This window comes from Paraburkholderia sp. GAS42 (assembly GCF_050436565.1).
In the GTDB taxonomy this organism is placed as follows: domain Bacteria; phylum Pseudomonadota; class Gammaproteobacteria; order Burkholderiales; family Burkholderiaceae; genus Paraburkholderia.
The window spans coordinates 64,477-81,681 of sequence record NZ_JBNDML010000023.1; the positions used below are offsets into that span (position 1 = coordinate 64,477).

The following is a 17,205-nucleotide window of genomic DNA, read 5'->3' on the forward strand; positions in this document are numbered from 1 at the left end:
CGTCGCGCAGGGAGACGTTCGTGTCGCCACGCCGCCTGCGTCGTTGACGGTTAAGGCTGACCTGTGGCCGGCGTGCGCACGAAAACGCTCAACAGTTCGTCGGTATCGCCGGGCCGCGCACCTGACCAGTACGGCTGCCAGTCGCTTGACAGAGGGCGCGTGGCGTGTCGGCCGCCTTGCACAATGAGCCACGTGCATTCCGTGCTGTCGGTGTCCTTGACGGGCATGTGTTCAACGCCGGCGAAGTAATACAGCATCGGCGCTTCCGATTCACCCAGCCCGATACTCGCCATGCAGTCGCCGTCGTTCCAGTCCATGTCGAGGTGCGTGCGCAGGTCTTCGAACACCGAACGATAGCTTTTCGCCTCATCGAGCCACGGCAGCAGGAGCGTGCTGACGAGACCCCATGCGACGATCGCGCCGAGGCACCAGCTCAACGCGCCGCGCCATAGGCCTGCATGTTTGAGCGCCGGCAGCAGCCACAGCCAGCCGGTCGTCAGCAGCAGCGCTGAACCGATCAGTACCGGCCGCATCGGCATCACCCAGTCGAGCGGCAGCCAGCGGCCGAGCAGATGCACGCTCGCATGGGCGTTGACCGGCCCCGTCATCGTCGACCAGACGGTCCATGCGAGCGCGGCGAAGGCGCCGAAAAGCACGCGGCTCGTCATATCCCAGAAGAAATGGACACGTTCCGGTACGCGTTCGACGCCCTGTATGGCGAGCAGCGCCAGCGGTGCGATGAACGGCAGGATATAGACCTCACGCGCAGTCGCCGACATCTGCAGGACGAGCACGCCGATGCCGGCGAAGAGCGTCGGCAGCGCGATCTTCGGATCGAGCAGATGGCGCCATCCGCCGGGCAATCGTGCCGCGAGCGCGATGAGCGCGAGCGGGCTGACCGGGAAACCGACGGTCAGGAGCGCGCGCAGTATGAAAAACCGCGTGTCGTTTTCCGAGCCAAGCTCGGCCACAGAAAACCCGAAGAAGCGGCCGACGTTGTTATCCCACAGCCAGACCTTGAACAGCTCTGGTGAGCGCGTGTAGAAACAGGCCGGCCAGATCAGCGCAAACGGCGCGAACACGAGCGCGGCGAGCATCAGCGAACGCGCAAAGCTGCGCGTGCGGCACGCGGGATAGAGCAGCATGACCGCCGCCGTCGTCGCACCGAACACGAGTGGCACAAAGAGGCCCTTGGCCATCAGCGAGACGCCGACGCCCGCGCCGAACATCACCGCCGCGTGCTTCGCAGCCGGCTGCGGAGCGTCGTCGATCGTGCGAAGCTGCGCGCACACGAGCTCGAACAGTCCGCAAAAGCCGAGCGCTGCGCCCGCCATCAGCGCGACGTCGGTCATCATGTCGTGCGCGTGCTTGATCACGACAAGGCTGCTCGCGAAGAGCGCAATGCCGCCGATCACGCGGATATCGAGCCAGCGTTGTGCGCCGGTTCCAGCACGCACCAGGCGCGCCGTGCAGAACAGCGTGGCGGCCGAGAAAAGCGCGCTCGCAAGGCGGGCGGCGTCGTGCAGCGGCAGATAGCGTCCGAACATCCACGCTAGGCCTGCGGCGACCCAGTCATAGATGGGCGGCTTTTCGACGAAAGGCTGGCCGGCGTTGGTCGGCACCACCAGGTCGCCGGTTTCGAGCATGTGCTGGACGATGCCGACTGTATAGGTTTCGTCCTGCTTCCACGGGTCGTGCCCGAGTGTGCCCGGCAGCACCCACGCACACAGCACCGCGATGGCGATGATCCAGATGACGGAGCGCGACCATTCGATCCGGCGAACCGGGCTCGCGGACGTGGCGGGTGAAAGCGGAGCGGCCGGGTTTCCAGCCATCAGCAGCGGGGTTGCCGCGCCGGTTCGCGCATCGCTCGCGACGGCGGCGCCTGTCGCGTGAACGCGCGCAGGATGTGGCTTTGGGTGATCCATTGCGAAAGTCTCTGGTCGCCGCTGCGACCCTGCGGTCCGCGAGTGGTTATGCGTGTCGTCCGTGTCGTCTGGTAGCGCCACGTGTAGTCCTGGCTCGCGCATTGCTCCGCGAGACCCGGCGACATTCTATGCGCCATTTATTACGAAGGGTTACAAAGCGCGCAAGGATTCTGAAATACGGCCGCGCGGACGCGACTATGCCCCGGCAGAAAGCCAGAAACAGAGTGGAGAGGGTAGCGTCAGCGTCCCGCGCTGACGTCCAGCAGCGCGCCGTTTACATACGACGCCGCATCGCCCAGCAGCCACACAATCGCTTCGGCCACTTCGTCCGCGCTGCCGGCGCGTCCGAGCGGCGTTTGCGCGCCGAGCACCGCGGCGCGGTCCGGGCGACCGCCGCTCGCATGAATCTCGGTGTCGATGAGTCCTGGACGCACCGCATTGACGCGCACGCCCTGCGGGCCGAGTTCCTTCGCAAGGCCGATCGTCATCGTATCGATCGCGCCTTTCGAGCCGGCATAGTCGATGTATTCATTCGGCGAACCGAGCCGCGATGCCGCCGACGATACGTTCACGATCGCACCGCCATCGCCGCCGCGATCCTTCGCCATCCGCCGCGCAGCTTCGCGCGCGACCAGATACGCGCCAAGTACGTTGACGTCGAACACGCGCTTCAACCGTGCGGCATCCATGTCGGCGAGTTGCATCGACGGCGCGACGATGCCCGCGTTATTGACCACCGCATCGATGCGTCCGAACGCATGCACGAGCGCGTCGAACATCGCGATGACGGCGCTTTCATCGGCCACATCGCCCGGAATGACGCGCGCATGACCGCCGGCGCGGCCGACTTCAGCGGCGGTTTCACGCGCGGCCGCTTCGTTGTGTGCGTAATTGACGCCGACCGACCACCCACGAGCGCCCAGAAGCCGCGCGGTAGCGCGTCCGATACCGCGGCTTGCACCTGTGATCAGAACGACCTTGGTCATGGCAGAAGTCTTTGGAGAGCGTCAGCGATCAACGCAGCGTAAAACACAAATCAGACGACTTCGCGGTTATCGGCCCACTTGTCCCGCGCGGGCGGCTGGTAGCGTTGCAGCTTGCCGATCAGCGCCATGGGGTCTGCGTCGATCTGCAGAATGTCGAAGTACGTCTGGCGCATGAAGCCTTCATCCACGGTGTGACGCAGGAGCGACACCAGCGGATCGTAGAAGCCGTCGATATTCAGCACGGCCACCGGTTTCTGGTGGTAACCCAGTTGCGCCCACGTGAACACCTCGAACAGCTCTTCGAGCGTGCCCGCGCCGCCCGGCATCGCGACAAACGCATCCGACAGGTCAGCCATCATCTTCTTGCGCTGATGCATGTCGGGCACGACGTGCAGTTCGGTCAGCCCGTTGTGGCCGACTTCCTTGTTCACCAGCAACTCGGGAATCACGCCGATCGCACGACCGCCAGCCGTCATGACTTCGTCGGCGATCACGCCCATCAGGCCGACCTTGCCGCCGCCGTACACGAGCGCGAGGTCCGCTTTAACGAGTGCCCGTCCGAACGCCTTCGCAGCTTCGGCGTAAAGGGGTTTGGCTCCATCGGAGGAACCGCAATATACGCAGACTGCCTTCATGCTCAACTGTCCTTCGATTCATTGCGCGGCAGAGCGCCGTCTTTGGGAGGAAGGTAATCGTAGAACTCGCGCTTCGGCAGCTTGCCCGAGACGAGATCGTCGAAGATCTGTCGCGAGCGGCCGCGCAGATACGGCGCCATCAGCGAAATGATCTGCACGCTGACCTGATGCAGCTCGACGCGGATCGCTTCCTGCTCGTTGTATTTGCGCGGGTTCATCACGAACTGGTACGACAGCCAGTACGTGGCGATCACACCGATGTTGGTCGCGATCACGTGCAGTTCGTCGGGTGTCGCGACCATCTCGCCGTCCGTCACCAGCTGCTCGCAGAACTGGCTCGCAAAACGCACCTTGTGGCTGATGATCTGCTTGAAGTGCGTCTCGAGCGTGCGGTTACGCGCAAGCAGGTCGTTCAGATCGCGATACAGGAAGCGGTAGCGCCATGTGAAATCGATCATGTACTGCAGATACGACCACATTTCGTCGATGGTCGCGCGGTGATCGTCGGGGAAACGCAGACGCTTTTCGATCTCCTGCTCGAACTGGCTGAAGATGCTGTTGATGATGTCGTCTTTGTTGCGGAAGTGGTAGTACAGGTTGCCTGGACTGATCTCCATTTCCTCGGCAATCGTCGTCGTCGTGACGTTCGGCTCGCCGATTTCGTTGAAGAGCTTCAAAGAAAGTTCGAGAATCCGTTCGCGGGTGCGGCGGGGAGGTTTGGCTTCCATGTCGTCCGGCCCTGGTTTGGCCGGGTTGGTGCGCGGCAACAACTGCTGCGAATTCCACCCGGACGCGGTTGGTATTGTCAAAAAATGGATCGTTCGATTATAAACCGGACGTTAATTGACCAGGGTTACCGGGGTTACAGGGTTATCAGGCGAGATTCAGATGGGCGCCCGCGCGCCGATGGGATCGGCGTCAGCGGGGACTAGCGCCATGCTTCGATCCAGCGAAGCACGAGCGGGGTAAGGACAAGTCCCCACGTCATCAGGCACATCACCAGCGCGACCATCACAGCCGCGCTGCCGAGGTCCTTGGCGCGGCGCGACAATTCATGCCGTTCGAGCGAAATGCGGTCGATTGCGGCTTCGACGCTCGAATTCAGCAGTTCGACGATCAGCACGAGCAGCACGGAGCCGAGCAGCAGCACGCGCGCGACGGGCTCGACCGGCACGATCAGGCCGATCGGCAGCAGAATCGCCGCGAGCGTCAACTCCTGGCGGAACGCGCTTTCTTCCCGGATCGCGACCTGAAAGCCGGCGAGCGAGTTCTTCATCGCGTGCCAGGCGCGCGTCAGGCCGCGATTGCCTTTGTACGGATTGAACGGCAAAGGCGCGAGCGGATCGTCCGGGCCCAGCGGCTCGCCGTGCGTTTCTGTGTCCGTCTGCATCGTGCCGCCTTTGCCATGCGGACGAGGGTGCGGATGCGACTGCGAATGCGGCTGTGACTCGTCGTCGAACGGATCAATGCCGTTTGCGTTGGCAATGCCGTTGGTGATGGCGCCGTCGGCGTCCGCAGGATGAGGGCGCGCCGCATCACGCGGCGCGCGAGGCGCGTCCGCGGACGGGCGCCGGACAGAGGAGGTTCTGGCCTGCATGGTAGGCGGTGCGCGACGCATCATGCGGCGGCGCTTTCCTCGCTGAACGACGCGCGCGGCAGCGGCTTCAGATGCGCCGCGAACTGTTCCGACGCCGCGCCCCACGAGAAGCGTTCCGCCCACGCACGCGCATGGTTGCGATCGATCTTCAGCGCTTCGAGACACGCTTCGCGCAGGTCTTCGTTCATTGCGCCCGCGCCGCCATCGCCCAGCACATCGATCGGGCCCGTGACCGGATATGCCGCGACCGGTGTGCCGCACGCGAGCGCTTCGAGCAGCACGAGACCGAACGTGTCGGTGCGGCTCGGGAAGACGAAAACATCGGCGGCGGCATACACCTTCGCGAGTTCAGCCTGCGTCAGCACGCCCAGATAGTTCACCGTCGGATAGCGCGATTTCAGTTCCGCGAGCGCGGGACCTTCACCGGCCACCCATTTCGAGCCCGGCAAATCGAGCTTCAGAAACGCCTCGACATTCTTTTCGACCGCCACGCGTCCGACGTACAGGAAGATCGGCCGTGCGCTGTTGAGCACCTTCGAGTCCATCTGGTGAAAGATGTCGAGATCGACGCCGCGCGTCCATAGCACGACGTTCGTAAAGCCGAACTTTTCGAGGTCGGCCTTCACGACCGGCGTCGGCGCCATCACCGCGAGCGACGGCTTGTGAAACCAGTGCAGGAATTTATACGTGGCGGCGAGCGGAATGCCGAAGCGCGCCTGCACGTATTCCGGAAAGCGCGTGTGATACGCGGTCGTGAACGGCAGCTTGTGCTGGATCGCATACGCGCGCGCCGCGAGGCCAAGCGGACCTTCGGTGGCGATGTGCAGCGCGTCCGGCGCGAATTCGTCGATACGCTGGCGCAGGCGCTTTTTCGGCAGCAGCGAGAGACGGATCTCGGGGTACGTCGGACACGGAATCGTGCGGAATTCGAGCGGCGTCAGCAGATCGACGCGATGACCGAGCGCGGTCAGTTCGCGCGTCGTGTTCTTCAGCGTACGGACGACGCCGTTGACCTGCGGTTCCCATGCATCGGTGACAATCATGATCTTCATCGTTCTGGCCCAGGTGAAGTGAAGGGGTGACGCGTGTTCAGCAGGTTTTGATGTGATGCACGTTATGCGGCAGTAGCCCGGGCCTTTTGCGTGCCTGCTTCCGGCGAGCGCATCACGGTCCAGTAGATCACCTTGAGTTCGCCTTCGAACGTCTCGACGAGCGCCGACAGACTCTCGACCCAGTCGCCGTCGTTGCAGTACAGCACGCCGTCGATATCGCGGATCTCGGCCTTGTGGATGTGTCCGCAGACCACGCCATCGCAGCCGCGGCGGCGCGCTTCGTCGGTCATCACGCGTTCGAACGACGAGATGAAGTTCACCGCGTTCTTGACCTGATGCTTCAGGTATTGCGACAGCGACCAGTACTGGAATCCGAGCCGGCTGCGAATCCGGTTGAACCAGCGGTTGAGCAGAAGGATCAGCGTGTACAGCGAGTCGCCGAGATAGGCGAGCCACTTCGCGTGCTGGATCACGCCGTCGAACAGGTCACCGTGCGTGATCCACAGACGCTTGCCGGCGAGCGTCGTGTGGAAGGCTTCGCCGCGCACGTGGATGTCGCCGAACGCGAGGTCGCAAAACTGGCGCGCGCCTTCGTCGTGATTGCCCGGCACGTAGATGACCTGCGTGCCTTTGCGCGCCTTGCGCAGGATCTTCTGCACGACGTCGTTGTGCGCCTGCGGCCAGTACCAGCCTTTCTTTAACTGCCAGCCGTCGATGATGTCGCCGACGAGGTACAGGTATTCCGATTCGTTGTGACGCAGGAAATCCAGCAGATAGGGCGCCTGACAGCCGCTCGAACCCAGGTGGATGTCCGAGAGCCAGATCGTGCGGTAACGATGCGTCGCGTCGTGGTCATCTTCGTGATGGCTTGCGCCCGTCACCGGTATCGACGGGGGATGGGGCAGCGGAATCGTATTGCCGGGAAGGGTGCCCGGTCCGAAAGCGACGGGGTCGACGCCGGGGCCGGTCTGGCGGAAGAGGGAAGTCGCGGACGTCTGGTTGTCCATGGCTCACGCGTCGGGTTGCGGTACGTGCATTCGGCCATCGGCGTGTGTCGGTGCCGTGACAGTCACGAGAAGTTCTTATTACGGCGTGCGGCAGCGCATCCTTGCGTGGCGGGAATACAACCGTTGTGCATTGCGACGTGTGCGCGTTCGCGCGGCATCAACTGCCGGTGAAAGTGTCGCTATGGACCGTGTTGTGGATGGTGCCGCTCGACGGCCTCGCGATTGGCGCGCGTGTTCGCGTGGCCGGCGTGTCCGGCGCGTCTAGCGCGTCACTTCGATAATCCGCGTGCCGGCGAGCCGGTCGTGCAGAAACTGGCGGCTCGCGCCGAACCGCCCGGTGGCCGCCCACAACACGAACCAGACGGCAGCAGCGACGAGCGTCTGCGGCACGGCCAGTCCCAGCAGCGGATGCAGCGCGAGCGGCGGCAGAAACCACAACCACGCAAGCACGTAGCGCACGATCGCGCGAGCCGTCGAAACAGGTGCGCCGTCAGCGCTGACGAGGCGCAGGCGCCAGGTTTTCATGGGCAGCGTCTGTCCGCTGTGGGTCCAGAACCAGACGAAATACAGGCCGACCACCAGCCCAACCCACGCGGCGAGCAGGTTGTGATGCGTGAGGCCGTTGCGTTGCTGCGTCAGCGTGCTGAACAGATAGCCGGCGAAGAACACGATGCCGAACAGGATGACGCCTTCGTAGAGCATCGTCGCCAGCCGGCGACGCACGGTCGGAGCGGATGCGGGGCGATCCGGAGTCAGGTCGGCGGTGGCGGGCGGGCTGGACACGGATCGTCGGACGAAAGAGAAGGGCTCAGGAGCCGTTGAAGATCGACGGCGCGTCAGCGGGCGAGACAGGTTGCGGCGTCGCCGGAACAAAGCCGCCAGCGGGCGCCGTACCCGGCGGAAGGACCGCCGGCGCGGGCAAAGGAGCGCCAGCCGCCGCTGCCGACGCGACCGGGCCGCTCGCGCCGCGGGCGTTCACAAGCCGGTCGATGTCCTTGAGTTCGGTTTTGCCCGTCGGCGGCGCGCTGACGACGGTCGGCCGGCGCTTGTGCTCGCTTGCCGCCAGCCGCTCTTTTTGTTCTTCCGACAACTGCTGATACGCCTTCCACGCGTTCTGACGTGCTTCGCGCGGCAGTTCTTTCGACGCCTGATAGTTTTCCCGCGCGACACGCCGTTGTTCCGGCGTCATGCGGGTCCATGCGGTCATCTGTTCATGGAGTCGCTTCTGCGCTTCAGGCGACAATTTCGCGTAACGCGACGCGATCTTGATCCATTTGCGCTTGCGCGCGTCGCTGAAGGTATCCCATTGGCCGGCAAACGGCGCAAGCGCGATGCGCTCGGCCTCAGTAAGGTGGGACCAGGAAAGCGGGTTGTTGCTGGCAATTCCCGCCAGATCGACACCCAACGAGGGCGAAGACGACGAAGCAGGCGCGCCGGCGACGGGTGCCGCAGCGGACACGGGCTTCGGATGGAAACGTGGCCAGGTGGCGGCGAACGACACGAGGATCGCGATCACGCATCCGGAGACAACGGCGAGGCCGCGCTTGTAACTCACCCGATCGACCTCCGGTCAGCGCGCGCGCGACAGATACGCGTTGAACCCGTGATCGAGGTACGCGTTGAGCGGCAGGTCGTCGCTGAGCATGGCGGCGTCGATATCGGCGAGTTCGGCGGTGCGCTGCTGGTCTTCCCAGTAGGCGATCGCCACAAGGCTCACGACCAGCGCGGCAAGCGGCCACGCGAGCGCGAAGCGGCGCAGCGGCGAGCGGCGCGGCGCATTCGCCGGGCGGAATTCGGGCGCCGGCGCACCGGCAGACATGCTGGCAGCAGCGCCAGCGAGAACCGGCGCGAACACCGGCGCCGATACCGGCTCGGCTTTCTTGCGGGCGAGCGCGGCCTGGCGCGCCGCAGCGAGACGGTCGACGGTAGCGGGCGGAAGACTGGCAGTGGTTTCGTCGAGCGCGCGACGCAGCTGTCGCGCAAACTCGAGTTCTTTCGTATCGGGAGCGGAGCTCATAGCGTGATTCCTTTGGCCTTGAGCGCTTGCGCCAGCGTGTGGGTAGCTCGCGAGCAGTGCGTTTTCACACTGCCTTCGGAGCAGCCCATCGCGGCGGCAGTCTCAGCGACATCCATATCTTCCCAGTAACGCATGAGAAAGGCCTCCCGTTGACGTGCAGGTAATTTCTGGATTTCTTCGTCTATAAGCTGCAGTACCTGTTCGCGCTCCAGCCGCTGTTCGCTGCTCTCGGCGCCTGCCGATCCTTCCTGGGCTTCGAACGTTTCCAGTGGGTCGAAATCGTCGTCGTCGGAACCGCCGAGCGACGAAAACAGGCTGACCCACGTATTTCGCACCTTCTGCCGGCGGAAATAGTCGTGCATCGTATTCTGGAGAATACGCTGAAACAAAAGCGGGAGTTCGGCCGAAGGACGGTCGCCGTATTTTTCGGCGAGCTTGATCATCGCGTCCTGCACGATGTCGAGTGCGGCGTCATCATCCCGCACGGCGTAGACCGTCTGCTTGAATGCGCGCCTCTCGACGCCCGCCAGAAAATCGGCGAGTTCCTTGTCTGATGCCATCCGTTTGGGGGTCGGCGCAACGAGCGTGCGCGTAATCGGTCGAAAAATGTCGTAAAACCCGCGGATGCTAACAAACTTTTGCCCCCGCCAGGGAAAAGAGGGCACGCGCATGCTCCGGCAAAAGCGCCCTGAACCGATGCGTGGCATGCCGCAGCGCGGAAATATCTGCTTGACCAATATCGCGACAGCAGATATCGTCGACGGTTCGCAACATAAGTGACTTGTCTCATTTGAGGTGTGGCCCAAGAAGCTCACCTGTCAAACTGGACGCGCCGCTTGAACCCGAGCCACAAGCCCGGCAGAGAGCACCCGATCAATTTTTTGCCGAAAATTCGAAAGGTGAACAATGAATATGCCCAGCGCGGAATTCTCCACGTCGGATACGACTCCTCCTCACGAAGCTGACTCTATCGGCGCCACCGTGCTCATGCGCGCACTGGCCGACGAAGACGTCGAGTTTGTGTGGGGCTATCCCGGCGGCTCGGTACTCTACATCTACGACGAGCTGTACAAGCAGGACAAATTCCAGCACATCCTCGTGCGCCACGAGCAGGCCGCGGTTCATGCCGCCGACGCCTATTCACGCTCGACCGGCAAGGTCGGCGTGTGTCTCGTGACTTCCGGCCCCGGCGTCACCAATGCGGTGACCGGCATCGCCACCGCCTATATGGATTCGATTCCGTTGGTGGTGATCAGCGGCCAGGTCCCGACCGCCGCGATTGGCCAGGACGCGTTCCAGGAGTGCGATACGGTCGGCATCACGCGTCCATGCGTGAAGCACAACTTCCTCGTGAAGGACGTGCGCGAGCTCGCCGCTACCGTCAAGAAAGCTTTCTACATTGCCCGTACCGGCCGGCCCGGCCCGGTGCTGATCGACATTCCGAAAGACGTGTCGAAGGCGCCTTGCCAGTACGAGCCGATGAAGACCGTTTCGCTGCGCTCGTACAACCCGGTCACGAAAGGCCACTCCGGTCAGATCCGCAAGGCGGTTGCCTTGCTGCTGTCGGCGAAGCGTCCGTATATCTACACCGGCGGCGGCATCATCCTGGCCGACGCATCGCGTGAGCTGAACCAGTTCGCCGATCTGCTCGGCTATCCCGTTACGAACACGTTGATGGGGCTGGGCGGCTACCGCGCGAGCGACAAGAAATTCCTCGGCATGCTCGGCATGCACGGCACGTACGAAGCCAATATGGCGATGCAGCACTGCGACGTGCTGATCGCGATCGGCGCACGCTTCGACGACCGTGTGATCGGCGATCCGGCGCACTTCGCGTCGCGTCCGCGCAAGATCATTCATATCGACATCGATCCTTCCTCCATCTCCAAGCGCGTCAAGGTCGACATTCCGATCGTCGGCGACGTGAAGGAAGTGCTGAAGGATCTGATCGAACAGCTGCAGACGGCCGAGCATGGCCCCGACACCGCGGCGCTTGCCGACTGGTGGAAGGACATCGAAGCCTGGCGCGCGAAAGATTGCCTGAAGTTCGACCGCAAGAGCGAGATCATCAAGCCGCAGTACGTGGTGGAAAAGGCGTGGGAACTGACCGACGGCAATGCCTTCGTGTGTTCCGACGTCGGCCAGCATCAGATGTGGGCGGCGCAGTTCTATCGCTTCAACAAGCCGCGTCGCTGGATCAATTCCGGTGGCCTCGGCACGATGGGCTTCGGCCTGCCGGCGGCGATGGGCGTGAAGATGGCACACCCGGACGACGACGTGCTCTGTATCACGGGCGAAGGCTCGATCCAGATGTGCATCCAGGAGCTGTCGACCTGCAAGCAGTACGACACGCCGGTGAAGATCATTTCGCTGAACAACCGCTATCTGGGCATGGTGCGCCAGTGGCAGCAGATCGAATACAGCAAGCGCTATTCGCATTCGTACATGGATGCGCTGCCTGACTTCGTGAAGCTCGCTGAAGCGTACGGGCACGTCGGTATCCGCGTCGAAAAAACCGTGGATGTCGAGCCGGCGCTGAAGGAAGCGCTGCGCCTGAAAGATCGCACGGTGTTTCTCGATTTCCAGACCGATCCGACCGAAAACGTCTGGCCGATGGTTCAGGCCGGCAAGGGCATCACGGAGATGCTCATGGGTTCGGAAGATCTATAACGACCGTTTCTGACGCCGGCTTCGTCGCGCACGTCTCCACAAAGGGCGAGAGCGGACGAAGCGGCCCGAACCGGCCCGCATACATCGATACATCGACATCTGGAAGAAGCGAAACATGAGACACATTATTTCCGTCCTGCTGGAAAATGAACCGGGCGCGCTGTCGCGCGTGGTCGGTCTTTTCTCGGCACGCGGCTACAACATTGAAACCTTGACGGTGGCCCCGACCGAAGACCATTCGCTGTCGCGCCTGACCATCGTTTCCATTGGCTCGGACGACGTGATCGAACAGATCACGAAGCATCTGAACCGCCTGATCGAGGTGGTGAAAGTGGTCGACCTTACCGAGGGCGCCCATATCGAGCGTGAGCTGATGTTGATCAAGGTAAGGGCGGTCGGCAAGGAGCGTGAAGAGATGAAACGGATGTCGGATATTTTCCGCGGCCGCATCATCGACGTCACCGAAAAGACCTATACGATCGAACTGACGGGCGCGAGCGACAAGCTCGACGCCTTCATCGAAGGGCTCGACGCTACCGCGATTCTCGAAACGGTCCGCACGGGCAGCTCGGGGATCGGGCGCGGCGAACGCATTCTGAAGGTGTAACGCCGTTCGCATCGATCAGGGCCGGATGCGCTTCACGCAAACCCGGCCTGCAGTACACAACACGCAGTACCTGAATCTCTCTGAATATTGCCAAGGAACGAACATGAAAGTTTTCTACGACAAGGACGCCGACCTCTCCCTCATCAAAGGCAAGCAGGTCACCATCATCGGTTACGGCTCGCAAGGCCATGCCCACGCGCTGAACCTGAGCGAAAGCGGCGTGAACGTGACGGTGGGTCTGCGCAAGGGTGGCGCATCGTGGAGCAAGGCTGAGAACGCCGGTCTGAAGGTCAAGGAAGTGGCCGAAGCCGTGAAGGGCGCAGACGTCGTCATGATGCTGCTGCCGGACGAGCAGATCGCCGAGGTCTACGCAAAGGAAGTGCATGCGAACGCCAAGCAGGGCGCGGCCCTCGCATTCGCGCACGGCTTTAACGTGCATTACGGCCAGGTGATTCCGCGCGCTGACCTCGACGTGATCATGATCGCGCCCAAGGCGCCGGGCCACACGGTGCGCGGCACGTACACGCAAGGCGGCGGCGTGCCGCACCTGATCGCGGTCGCGCAGGACAAGTCGGGCGCAGCACGTGACATCGCACTGTCGTACGCAGCAGCGAACGGCGGCGGCCGTGCCGGCATCATCGAAACGAACTTCCGCGAAGAAACCGAAACCGACCTGTTCGGCGAACAGGCCGTGCTGTGCGGGGGTACCGTTGACCTGATCAAGGCTGGCTTCGAGACGCTGGTGGAAGCGGGCTACGCGCCGGAAATGGCGTACTTCGAGTGCCTGCACGAACTGAAGCTGATCGTCGACCTGATCTACGAAGGCGGCATCGCGAACATGAACTACTCGATCTCGAACAACGCTGAATACGGCGAGTACGTGACGGGTCCGAAGATCGTGACGGCCGAAACGAAGAAGGCGATGAAGCAGGTTCTCACCGACATTCAGACGGGCGAGTACGCAAAGAGCTTCATCATCGAAAACCGCGCTGGCGCACCGACGCTGCAATCGCGTCGCCGTCTGACGGCTGAGCACCAGATCGAAACGGTCGGTGCAAAGCTGCGCTCGATGATGCCGTGGATCGCTGCGAACAAGCTGGTCGACCAGTCGAAGAACTAGGCTAGCGCGCTCTTCTATCCGGTTTGTGCGTTCGCAGCAATCGCGAACGCTTCACCGGATGTCCCAAAAGCCGTCCAGGTGTGATGAACCCTGGGCGGCTTTTGCTATCCTACGGTTTTACAAAAATACTGAAGCCACTCATGAATTACCCTCATCCGATCATCGCGCGCGAAGGCTGGCCGTTCATCGCCATCGCGGCCGTCGTTGCGTTGTTGATCCATGCCATCGCGGGGTTCGGCTTTGCATGGCCGTTCTGGCTGATCCTGATTTTCATCGTTCAGTTCTTCCGCGATCCGGCTCGCCCGATTCCCACGCAGGCCAACGCCGTGCTGTGTCCCGCCGACGGTCGTATCGTCGCTGTCGAGACGGCACATGATCCGTACGCGAACCGGGAAGCGCTGAAGATCAGCGTGTTCATGAATGTGTTCAACGTCCACTCGCAACGCTCGCCGGTGGACGGCGCGATTTCGAAGGTCGAATATTTTCCGGGTGCTTACCTGAATGCTGCAGTCGATAAAGCCTCGCTCGAGAACGAGCGCAATGCGCTGGTGATCGAAACGGCTGGCGGCCAGACGGTGACGTCGGTGCAGATCGCAGGGTTGATTGCACGCCGGATTCTTTGCTATGTGCGCGCGGGCGAACCGCTCACGCGTGGTCAGCGCTACGGCTTCATCCGATTCGGCTCGCGTGTCGACGTGTATCTGCCGGTGGGCAGCCGTCCACGTGTGTCGATTGGCGAGAAGGTGTCTGCCTCGTCGACGATCCTCGCTGAACTATAACGCGGCACAAGGAGGTTTCGATGGCCGCATTCAAATCGCGTCGACCCCGTAGCGCCGGCCCGCAGCCGCGGCCTTTCCGCCGCAACAAGCCGATCCAGGAGCCGGGCGTCGTCGATAGCCGGCGCGCCGCCCGCCAGCAGTTCCTTCGCAAGCGCGGCATCTATCTGCTGCCGAATGCCTTCACCACCGCCGCGCTGTTCTGCGGCTTCTTCGCCGTCGTGCAGGCGATGAACGTGCGCTTTGAAGTCGCGGCGATCGCGATCTTCGTCGCGATGGTGCTCGACGGCATGGACGGCCGCGTCGCGCGTATGACGCATACGCAGAGCGCGTTCGGCGAACAGTTCGACAGCCTCTCGGACATGGTGTCGTTCGGCGTCGCGCCGGCGCTCGTGATGTACGAATGGATCCTGAAGGACCTTGGTCGCTGGGGCTGGCTTGCGGCGTTCGTGTACTGCTCGGGCGCAGCGTTGCGGCTCGCGCGCTTCAACACGAACATCGGCGTGGTGGACAAGCGGTTCTTCCAGGGCATGCCGAGCCCGGCCGCGGCGGCGCTGATCGCGGGCTTCGTGTGGCTCGCCACCGACAACCGCGTGCCGCTCAAGCTCGTCTGGCTGCCGTGGGTCGCGTTCGTGCTGACGATCTATGCAGGCGTGACGATGGTGTCGAACGCGCCGTTCTACAGCGGCAAGGCGCTCGACGTGCGGCATCGCGTGCCGTTCGGCGTGATCCTGCTGGTGGTGATGGCGTTCGTGCTGGTCTCGTCCGATCCGCCGTTGATGCTGTTCGGTCTGTTTGTGCTGTACGGCCTGTCGGGCTATGTGTTCTGGGCCTACCAGGCGCTCCGGGGCAGGGCGAATCCGGCCCGTTCGTCGCAGCGCGATCACTGACGCTGCTCACGCGACTGGGATGGAAGCGGGAAAACGGCAGCCTCAGGGCTGCTGTTTCTCATTTCCGGAGCAGGGAATGCCGCTAATTGCACGTTTTCCGGAATGCCGCTATAGTCGCTGACATGGTTATTTTCCAGTTCCCCTTCCTGTCTCTTCAAGCCGGTGCGCCTCTATGCGCACTAGCGCTAGCGCGCCTGCCGCGCTGATCGTTTTCGCCCCCCGTCTGCCTCGTCTGTTGTTGAGCGTCGCCAGCGGTGGCGCAAACACCCGAATTCCGTTTCTTCATCCCCACATTTGATTGAGTCCCCGGAGACCCGACATGGCAGACAAGCTGATCATATTCGACACGACGTTGCGTGACGGCGAGCAATCGCCCGGTGCGTCGATGACCAAGGAAGAGAAAATCCGTATCGCGAAGCAGCTCGAACGGATGAAAGTGGACGTCATCGAAGCCGGCTTCGCGGCCAGCTCGAATGGCGACTTCGATTCGATCCACACGATCGCATCGATGATCAAGGAAAGCACGATCTGCTCGCTCGCCCGCGCGAACGACAAGGACATCCAGCGTGCCGCCGATGCGTTGAAGCCCGCTGAGCGCTTCCGCATCCATACGTTCATTGCCACGTCGCCGCTGCACATGGAAAAGAAGCTGCGCATGACGCCCGACCAGGTGTTCGAGCAGGCAAAGCTGGCGGTGCGCTTCGCGCGCAGGTTCACAGACGACGTCGAGTTCTCGCCGGAAGACGGCAGCCGCTCGGACATGGACTTCCTGTGCCGCGTACTCGAAGCCGTGATCGCCGAAGGCGCGACCACGATCAATATCGCTGACACGGTCGGCTACGGCGTGCCGGAACTGTACGGCAAGCTCGTGAAGGATCTGCGCGAACGCATCCCGAATTCGCACAAGGCCGTGTTCTCCGTGCATTGCCATAACGACCTCGGCATGGCCGTGGCGAACTCGCTGGCCGGCGTGCAGATCGGCGGTGCGCGTCAGGTCGAGTGCACGATCAACGGTCTCGGTGAGCGCGCGGGCAATACGTCGCTCGAAGAAATCGTGATGGCCGTGAAGACCCGCAAGGATTATTTCGGCCTCGATCTCGGTATCGACACGACGCAGATCGTGCCGGCGTCGAAGCTCGTGTCGCAGATCACCGGCTTTGTCGTGCAGCCGAACAAGGCGGTGGTCGGCGCAAATGCGTTTGCGCACGCGTCGGGCATTCACCAGGACGGCGTCCTGAAGGCGCGCGACACCTACGAAATCATGCGGGCCGAAGATGTGGGCTGGAGCGCGAACAAGATCGTGCTCGGCAAGCTCTCGGGCCGTAACGCGTTCAAGCAGCGTTTGCAGGAACTCGGCATTTCGCTGGAAAGCGAAGGCGAACTGAACACGGCGTTCGCGCGCTTCAAGGAACTGGCCGACCGCAAGTCGGAAATCTTCGACGAAGACATCATCGCGATCGTCACGGAAGAATCCGCTGAAGCTTACGAAAAGGAACATTACAGGTTCGTGTCGCTGTCGCAGCATTCGGAAACGGGCGAGCAGCCGCACGCGAAGATCGTGTTCTCGATAGAAGGCAAGGAAGTGACCGGCGAAGCGAACGGCAACGGCCCGGTTGACGCCACGCTGAACGCGATCGAAACCGAAGTGGGCAGCGGTTCGGAACTGTTGCTGTATTCGGTGAACGCAATCACGACGGGCACGCAGGCGCAGGGCGAAGTGACGGTGCGTCTGTCGAAGAGCGGCCGCATTGTGAACGGCGTCGGCACTGATCCGGATATCGTCGCGGCTTCCGCCAAGGCTTATATCTCGGCGCTCAACAAGCTGTACTCGAACTTCGACAAGCTGAATCCGCAACGTTCATAACGCATGTTGATATGCGGGACGCAGGGTGCGGTCCCGCATGTGCGTTCATTTGAAAC

The 17,205-nt window shown here is 62.6% G+C and carries 18 protein-coding genes; 6 read left to right on the top strand and 12 right to left on the bottom strand.

All coding sequences use genetic code 11. The annotated features are described in order from the left end of the window. Positions 1 to 50: 50 nt before the first annotated feature. The 11 genes from P3T16_RS28025 to P3T16_RS28075 all read right to left on the bottom strand — a co-directional run bounded on the left by P3T16_RS28025 (position 51) and on the right by P3T16_RS28075 (position 9,782). Positions 51 to 1,928: an ArnT family glycosyltransferase gene (locus tag P3T16_RS28025; protein WP_429344770.1), complete on the bottom strand. Its 1,878-nt coding sequence runs from the start codon at positions 1,926 to 1,928 to the stop codon at positions 51 to 53. Between the two features lie 239 nt (positions 1,929 to 2,167). After that, entirely contained in the window at positions 2,168 to 2,914 is a 747-nt protein-coding gene (locus P3T16_RS28030) for an SDR family oxidoreductase (protein WP_429257977.1), read from the bottom strand. A gap of 50 nt (positions 2,915 to 2,964) precedes the next feature. Further along, on the bottom strand, positions 2,965 to 3,549 hold the full coding sequence (locus P3T16_RS28035; RefSeq protein ID WP_429257978.1) for a TIGR00730 family Rossman fold protein: 585 nt from the start codon (positions 3,547 to 3,549) through the stop codon (positions 2,965 to 2,967). Between the two features lie 2 nt (positions 3,550 to 3,551). Next, positions 3,552 to 4,277: a TetR/AcrR family transcriptional regulator gene (locus P3T16_RS28040; protein WP_429258036.1), complete on the bottom strand. Its 726-nt coding sequence runs from the start codon at positions 4,275 to 4,277 to the stop codon at positions 3,552 to 3,554. 200 nt (positions 4,278 to 4,477) lie between these two features. Then, positions 4,478 to 5,170 carry a diacylglycerol kinase gene (locus P3T16_RS28045; protein ID WP_429344771.1) on the bottom strand — a complete coding sequence of 231 codons (693 nt, stop codon included), beginning with the start codon at positions 5,168 to 5,170 and terminating at the stop codon, positions 4,478 to 4,480. After that, complete coding sequence (locus tag P3T16_RS28050; protein ID WP_429344772.1) at positions 5,167 to 6,198, bottom strand: glycosyltransferase family 4 protein; 1,032 nt, start codon at positions 6,196 to 6,198, stop codon at positions 5,167 to 5,169. Before P3T16_RS28050 ends, P3T16_RS28045 begins: the two co-directional genes overlap by 4 nt. A gap of 62 nt (positions 6,199 to 6,260) precedes the next feature. Continuing rightward, positions 6,261 to 7,205, bottom strand: coding sequence for a UDP-2,3-diacylglucosamine diphosphatase (locus P3T16_RS28055; protein WP_429257981.1), 945 nt, complete (start codon positions 7,203 to 7,205; stop codon positions 6,261 to 6,263). 261 nt (positions 7,206 to 7,466) lie between these two features. After that, positions 7,467 to 7,988, bottom strand: a complete 522-nt coding sequence (locus P3T16_RS28060) for an RDD family protein (protein ID WP_429344773.1) — start codon at positions 7,986 to 7,988, stop codon at positions 7,467 to 7,469. 25 nt (positions 7,989 to 8,013) lie between these two features. Next, entirely contained in the window at positions 8,014 to 8,760 is a 747-nt protein-coding gene (locus P3T16_RS28065) for a DUF3106 domain-containing protein (RefSeq protein ID WP_429257983.1), read from the bottom strand. A gap of 15 nt (positions 8,761 to 8,775) precedes the next feature. Continuing rightward, the gene (locus P3T16_RS28070) at positions 8,776 to 9,222 is read right to left on the bottom strand and encodes a DUF3619 family protein (RefSeq protein ID WP_429344774.1); all 447 of its coding nucleotides are present in this window, start codon (positions 9,220 to 9,222) and stop codon (positions 8,776 to 8,778) included. Then, a complete protein-coding gene (locus P3T16_RS28075; protein ID WP_429257985.1) occupies positions 9,219 to 9,782 on the bottom strand; it encodes an RNA polymerase sigma factor in 564 nt (187 codons plus the stop codon). Before P3T16_RS28075 ends, P3T16_RS28070 begins: the two co-directional genes overlap by 4 nt. Positions 9,783 to 10,128: 346 nt before the next feature. Between P3T16_RS28075 and P3T16_RS28080 the strand changes: the two genes are divergently transcribed. The 5 genes from P3T16_RS28080 to pssA all read left to right on the top strand — a co-directional run bounded on the left by P3T16_RS28080 (position 10,129) and on the right by pssA (position 15,285). Then, positions 10,129 to 11,892: an acetolactate synthase 3 catalytic subunit gene (locus P3T16_RS28080; protein ID WP_429344775.1), complete on the top strand. Its 1,764-nt coding sequence runs from the start codon at positions 10,129 to 10,131 to the stop codon at positions 11,890 to 11,892. A 115-nt stretch (positions 11,893 to 12,007) separates the two neighbouring features. Continuing rightward, the gene (ilvN, locus tag P3T16_RS28085) at positions 12,008 to 12,499 is read left to right on the top strand and encodes an acetolactate synthase small subunit (protein ID WP_137954521.1); all 492 of its coding nucleotides are present in this window, start codon (positions 12,008 to 12,010) and stop codon (positions 12,497 to 12,499) included. A 103-nt stretch (positions 12,500 to 12,602) separates the two neighbouring features. After that, entirely contained in the window at positions 12,603 to 13,619 is a 1,017-nt protein-coding gene (gene ilvC / locus P3T16_RS28090; protein ID WP_429257987.1) for a ketol-acid reductoisomerase, read from the top strand. A 140-nt stretch (positions 13,620 to 13,759) separates the two neighbouring features. Continuing rightward, on the top strand, positions 13,760 to 14,398 hold the full coding sequence (locus P3T16_RS28095) for a phosphatidylserine decarboxylase (protein WP_429257988.1): 639 nt from the start codon (positions 13,760 to 13,762) through the stop codon (positions 14,396 to 14,398). A gap of 20 nt (positions 14,399 to 14,418) precedes the next feature. Then, a complete protein-coding gene (gene pssA / locus P3T16_RS28100; RefSeq protein ID WP_429257989.1) occupies positions 14,419 to 15,285 on the top strand; it encodes a CDP-diacylglycerol--serine O-phosphatidyltransferase in 867 nt (288 codons plus the stop codon). Here pssA and P3T16_RS28105 read toward each other — a convergent pair. Beyond that, positions 15,279 to 15,443: a hypothetical protein gene (locus P3T16_RS28105; RefSeq protein WP_429344776.1), complete on the bottom strand. Its 165-nt coding sequence runs from the start codon at positions 15,441 to 15,443 to the stop codon at positions 15,279 to 15,281. The two genes, pssA and P3T16_RS28105, sit on opposite strands and share 7 nt — an antisense overlap. Before the next feature lie 161 nt (positions 15,444 to 15,604). Between P3T16_RS28105 and P3T16_RS28110 the strand changes: the two genes are divergently transcribed. Then, positions 15,605 to 17,149, top strand: coding sequence for a 2-isopropylmalate synthase (locus P3T16_RS28110; protein WP_429344777.1), 1,545 nt, complete (start codon positions 15,605 to 15,607; stop codon positions 17,147 to 17,149). The last annotated feature ends 56 nt before the right edge of the window (positions 17,150 to 17,205 follow it).

What these genes read in the sequence shown, in the direction of transcription:
- P3T16_RS28025 (WP_429344770.1), bottom strand. Translation starts at nt 1,928, where the DNA reads ATGGATCACCCAAAGCCACATCCTGCGCGCGTTCACGCGACAGGCGCC.
- P3T16_RS28030 (WP_429257977.1), bottom strand. Translation starts at nt 2,914, where the DNA reads ATGACCAAGGTCGTTCTGATCACAGGTGCAAGCCGCGGTATCGGACGC.
- P3T16_RS28035 (WP_429257978.1), bottom strand. Translation starts at nt 3,549, where the DNA reads ATGAAGGCAGTCTGCGTATATTGCGGTTCCTCCGATGGAGCCAAACCC.
- P3T16_RS28040 (WP_429258036.1), bottom strand. Translation starts at nt 4,277, where the DNA reads ATGGAAGCCAAACCTCCCCGCCGCACCCGCGAACGGATTCTCGAACTT.
- P3T16_RS28045 (WP_429344771.1), bottom strand. Translation starts at nt 5,170, where the DNA reads ATGATGCGTCGCGCACCGCCTACCATGCAGGCCAGAACCTCCTCTGTC.
- P3T16_RS28050 (WP_429344772.1), bottom strand. Translation starts at nt 6,198, where the DNA reads ATGAAGATCATGATTGTCACCGATGCATGGGAACCGCAGGTCAACGGC.
- P3T16_RS28055 (WP_429257981.1), bottom strand. Translation starts at nt 7,205, where the DNA reads ATGGACAACCAGACGTCCGCGACTTCCCTCTTCCGCCAGACCGGCCCC.
- P3T16_RS28070 (WP_429344774.1), bottom strand. Translation starts at nt 9,222, where the DNA reads ATGAGCTCCGCTCCCGATACGAAAGAACTCGAGTTTGCGCGACAGCTG.
- P3T16_RS28075 (WP_429257985.1), bottom strand. Translation starts at nt 9,782, where the DNA reads ATGGCATCAGACAAGGAACTCGCCGATTTTCTGGCGGGCGTCGAGAGG.
- P3T16_RS28080 (WP_429344775.1), top strand. Translation starts at nt 10,129, where the DNA reads ATGAATATGCCCAGCGCGGAATTCTCCACGTCGGATACGACTCCTCCT.
- ilvN (WP_137954521.1), top strand. Translation starts at nt 12,008, where the DNA reads ATGAGACACATTATTTCCGTCCTGCTGGAAAATGAACCGGGCGCGCTG.
- ilvC (WP_429257987.1), top strand. Translation starts at nt 12,603, where the DNA reads ATGAAAGTTTTCTACGACAAGGACGCCGACCTCTCCCTCATCAAAGGC.
- P3T16_RS28095 (WP_429257988.1), top strand. Translation starts at nt 13,760, where the DNA reads ATGAATTACCCTCATCCGATCATCGCGCGCGAAGGCTGGCCGTTCATC.
- pssA (WP_429257989.1), top strand. Translation starts at nt 14,419, where the DNA reads ATGGCCGCATTCAAATCGCGTCGACCCCGTAGCGCCGGCCCGCAGCCG.
- P3T16_RS28110 (WP_429344777.1), top strand. Translation starts at nt 15,605, where the DNA reads ATGGCAGACAAGCTGATCATATTCGACACGACGTTGCGTGACGGCGAG.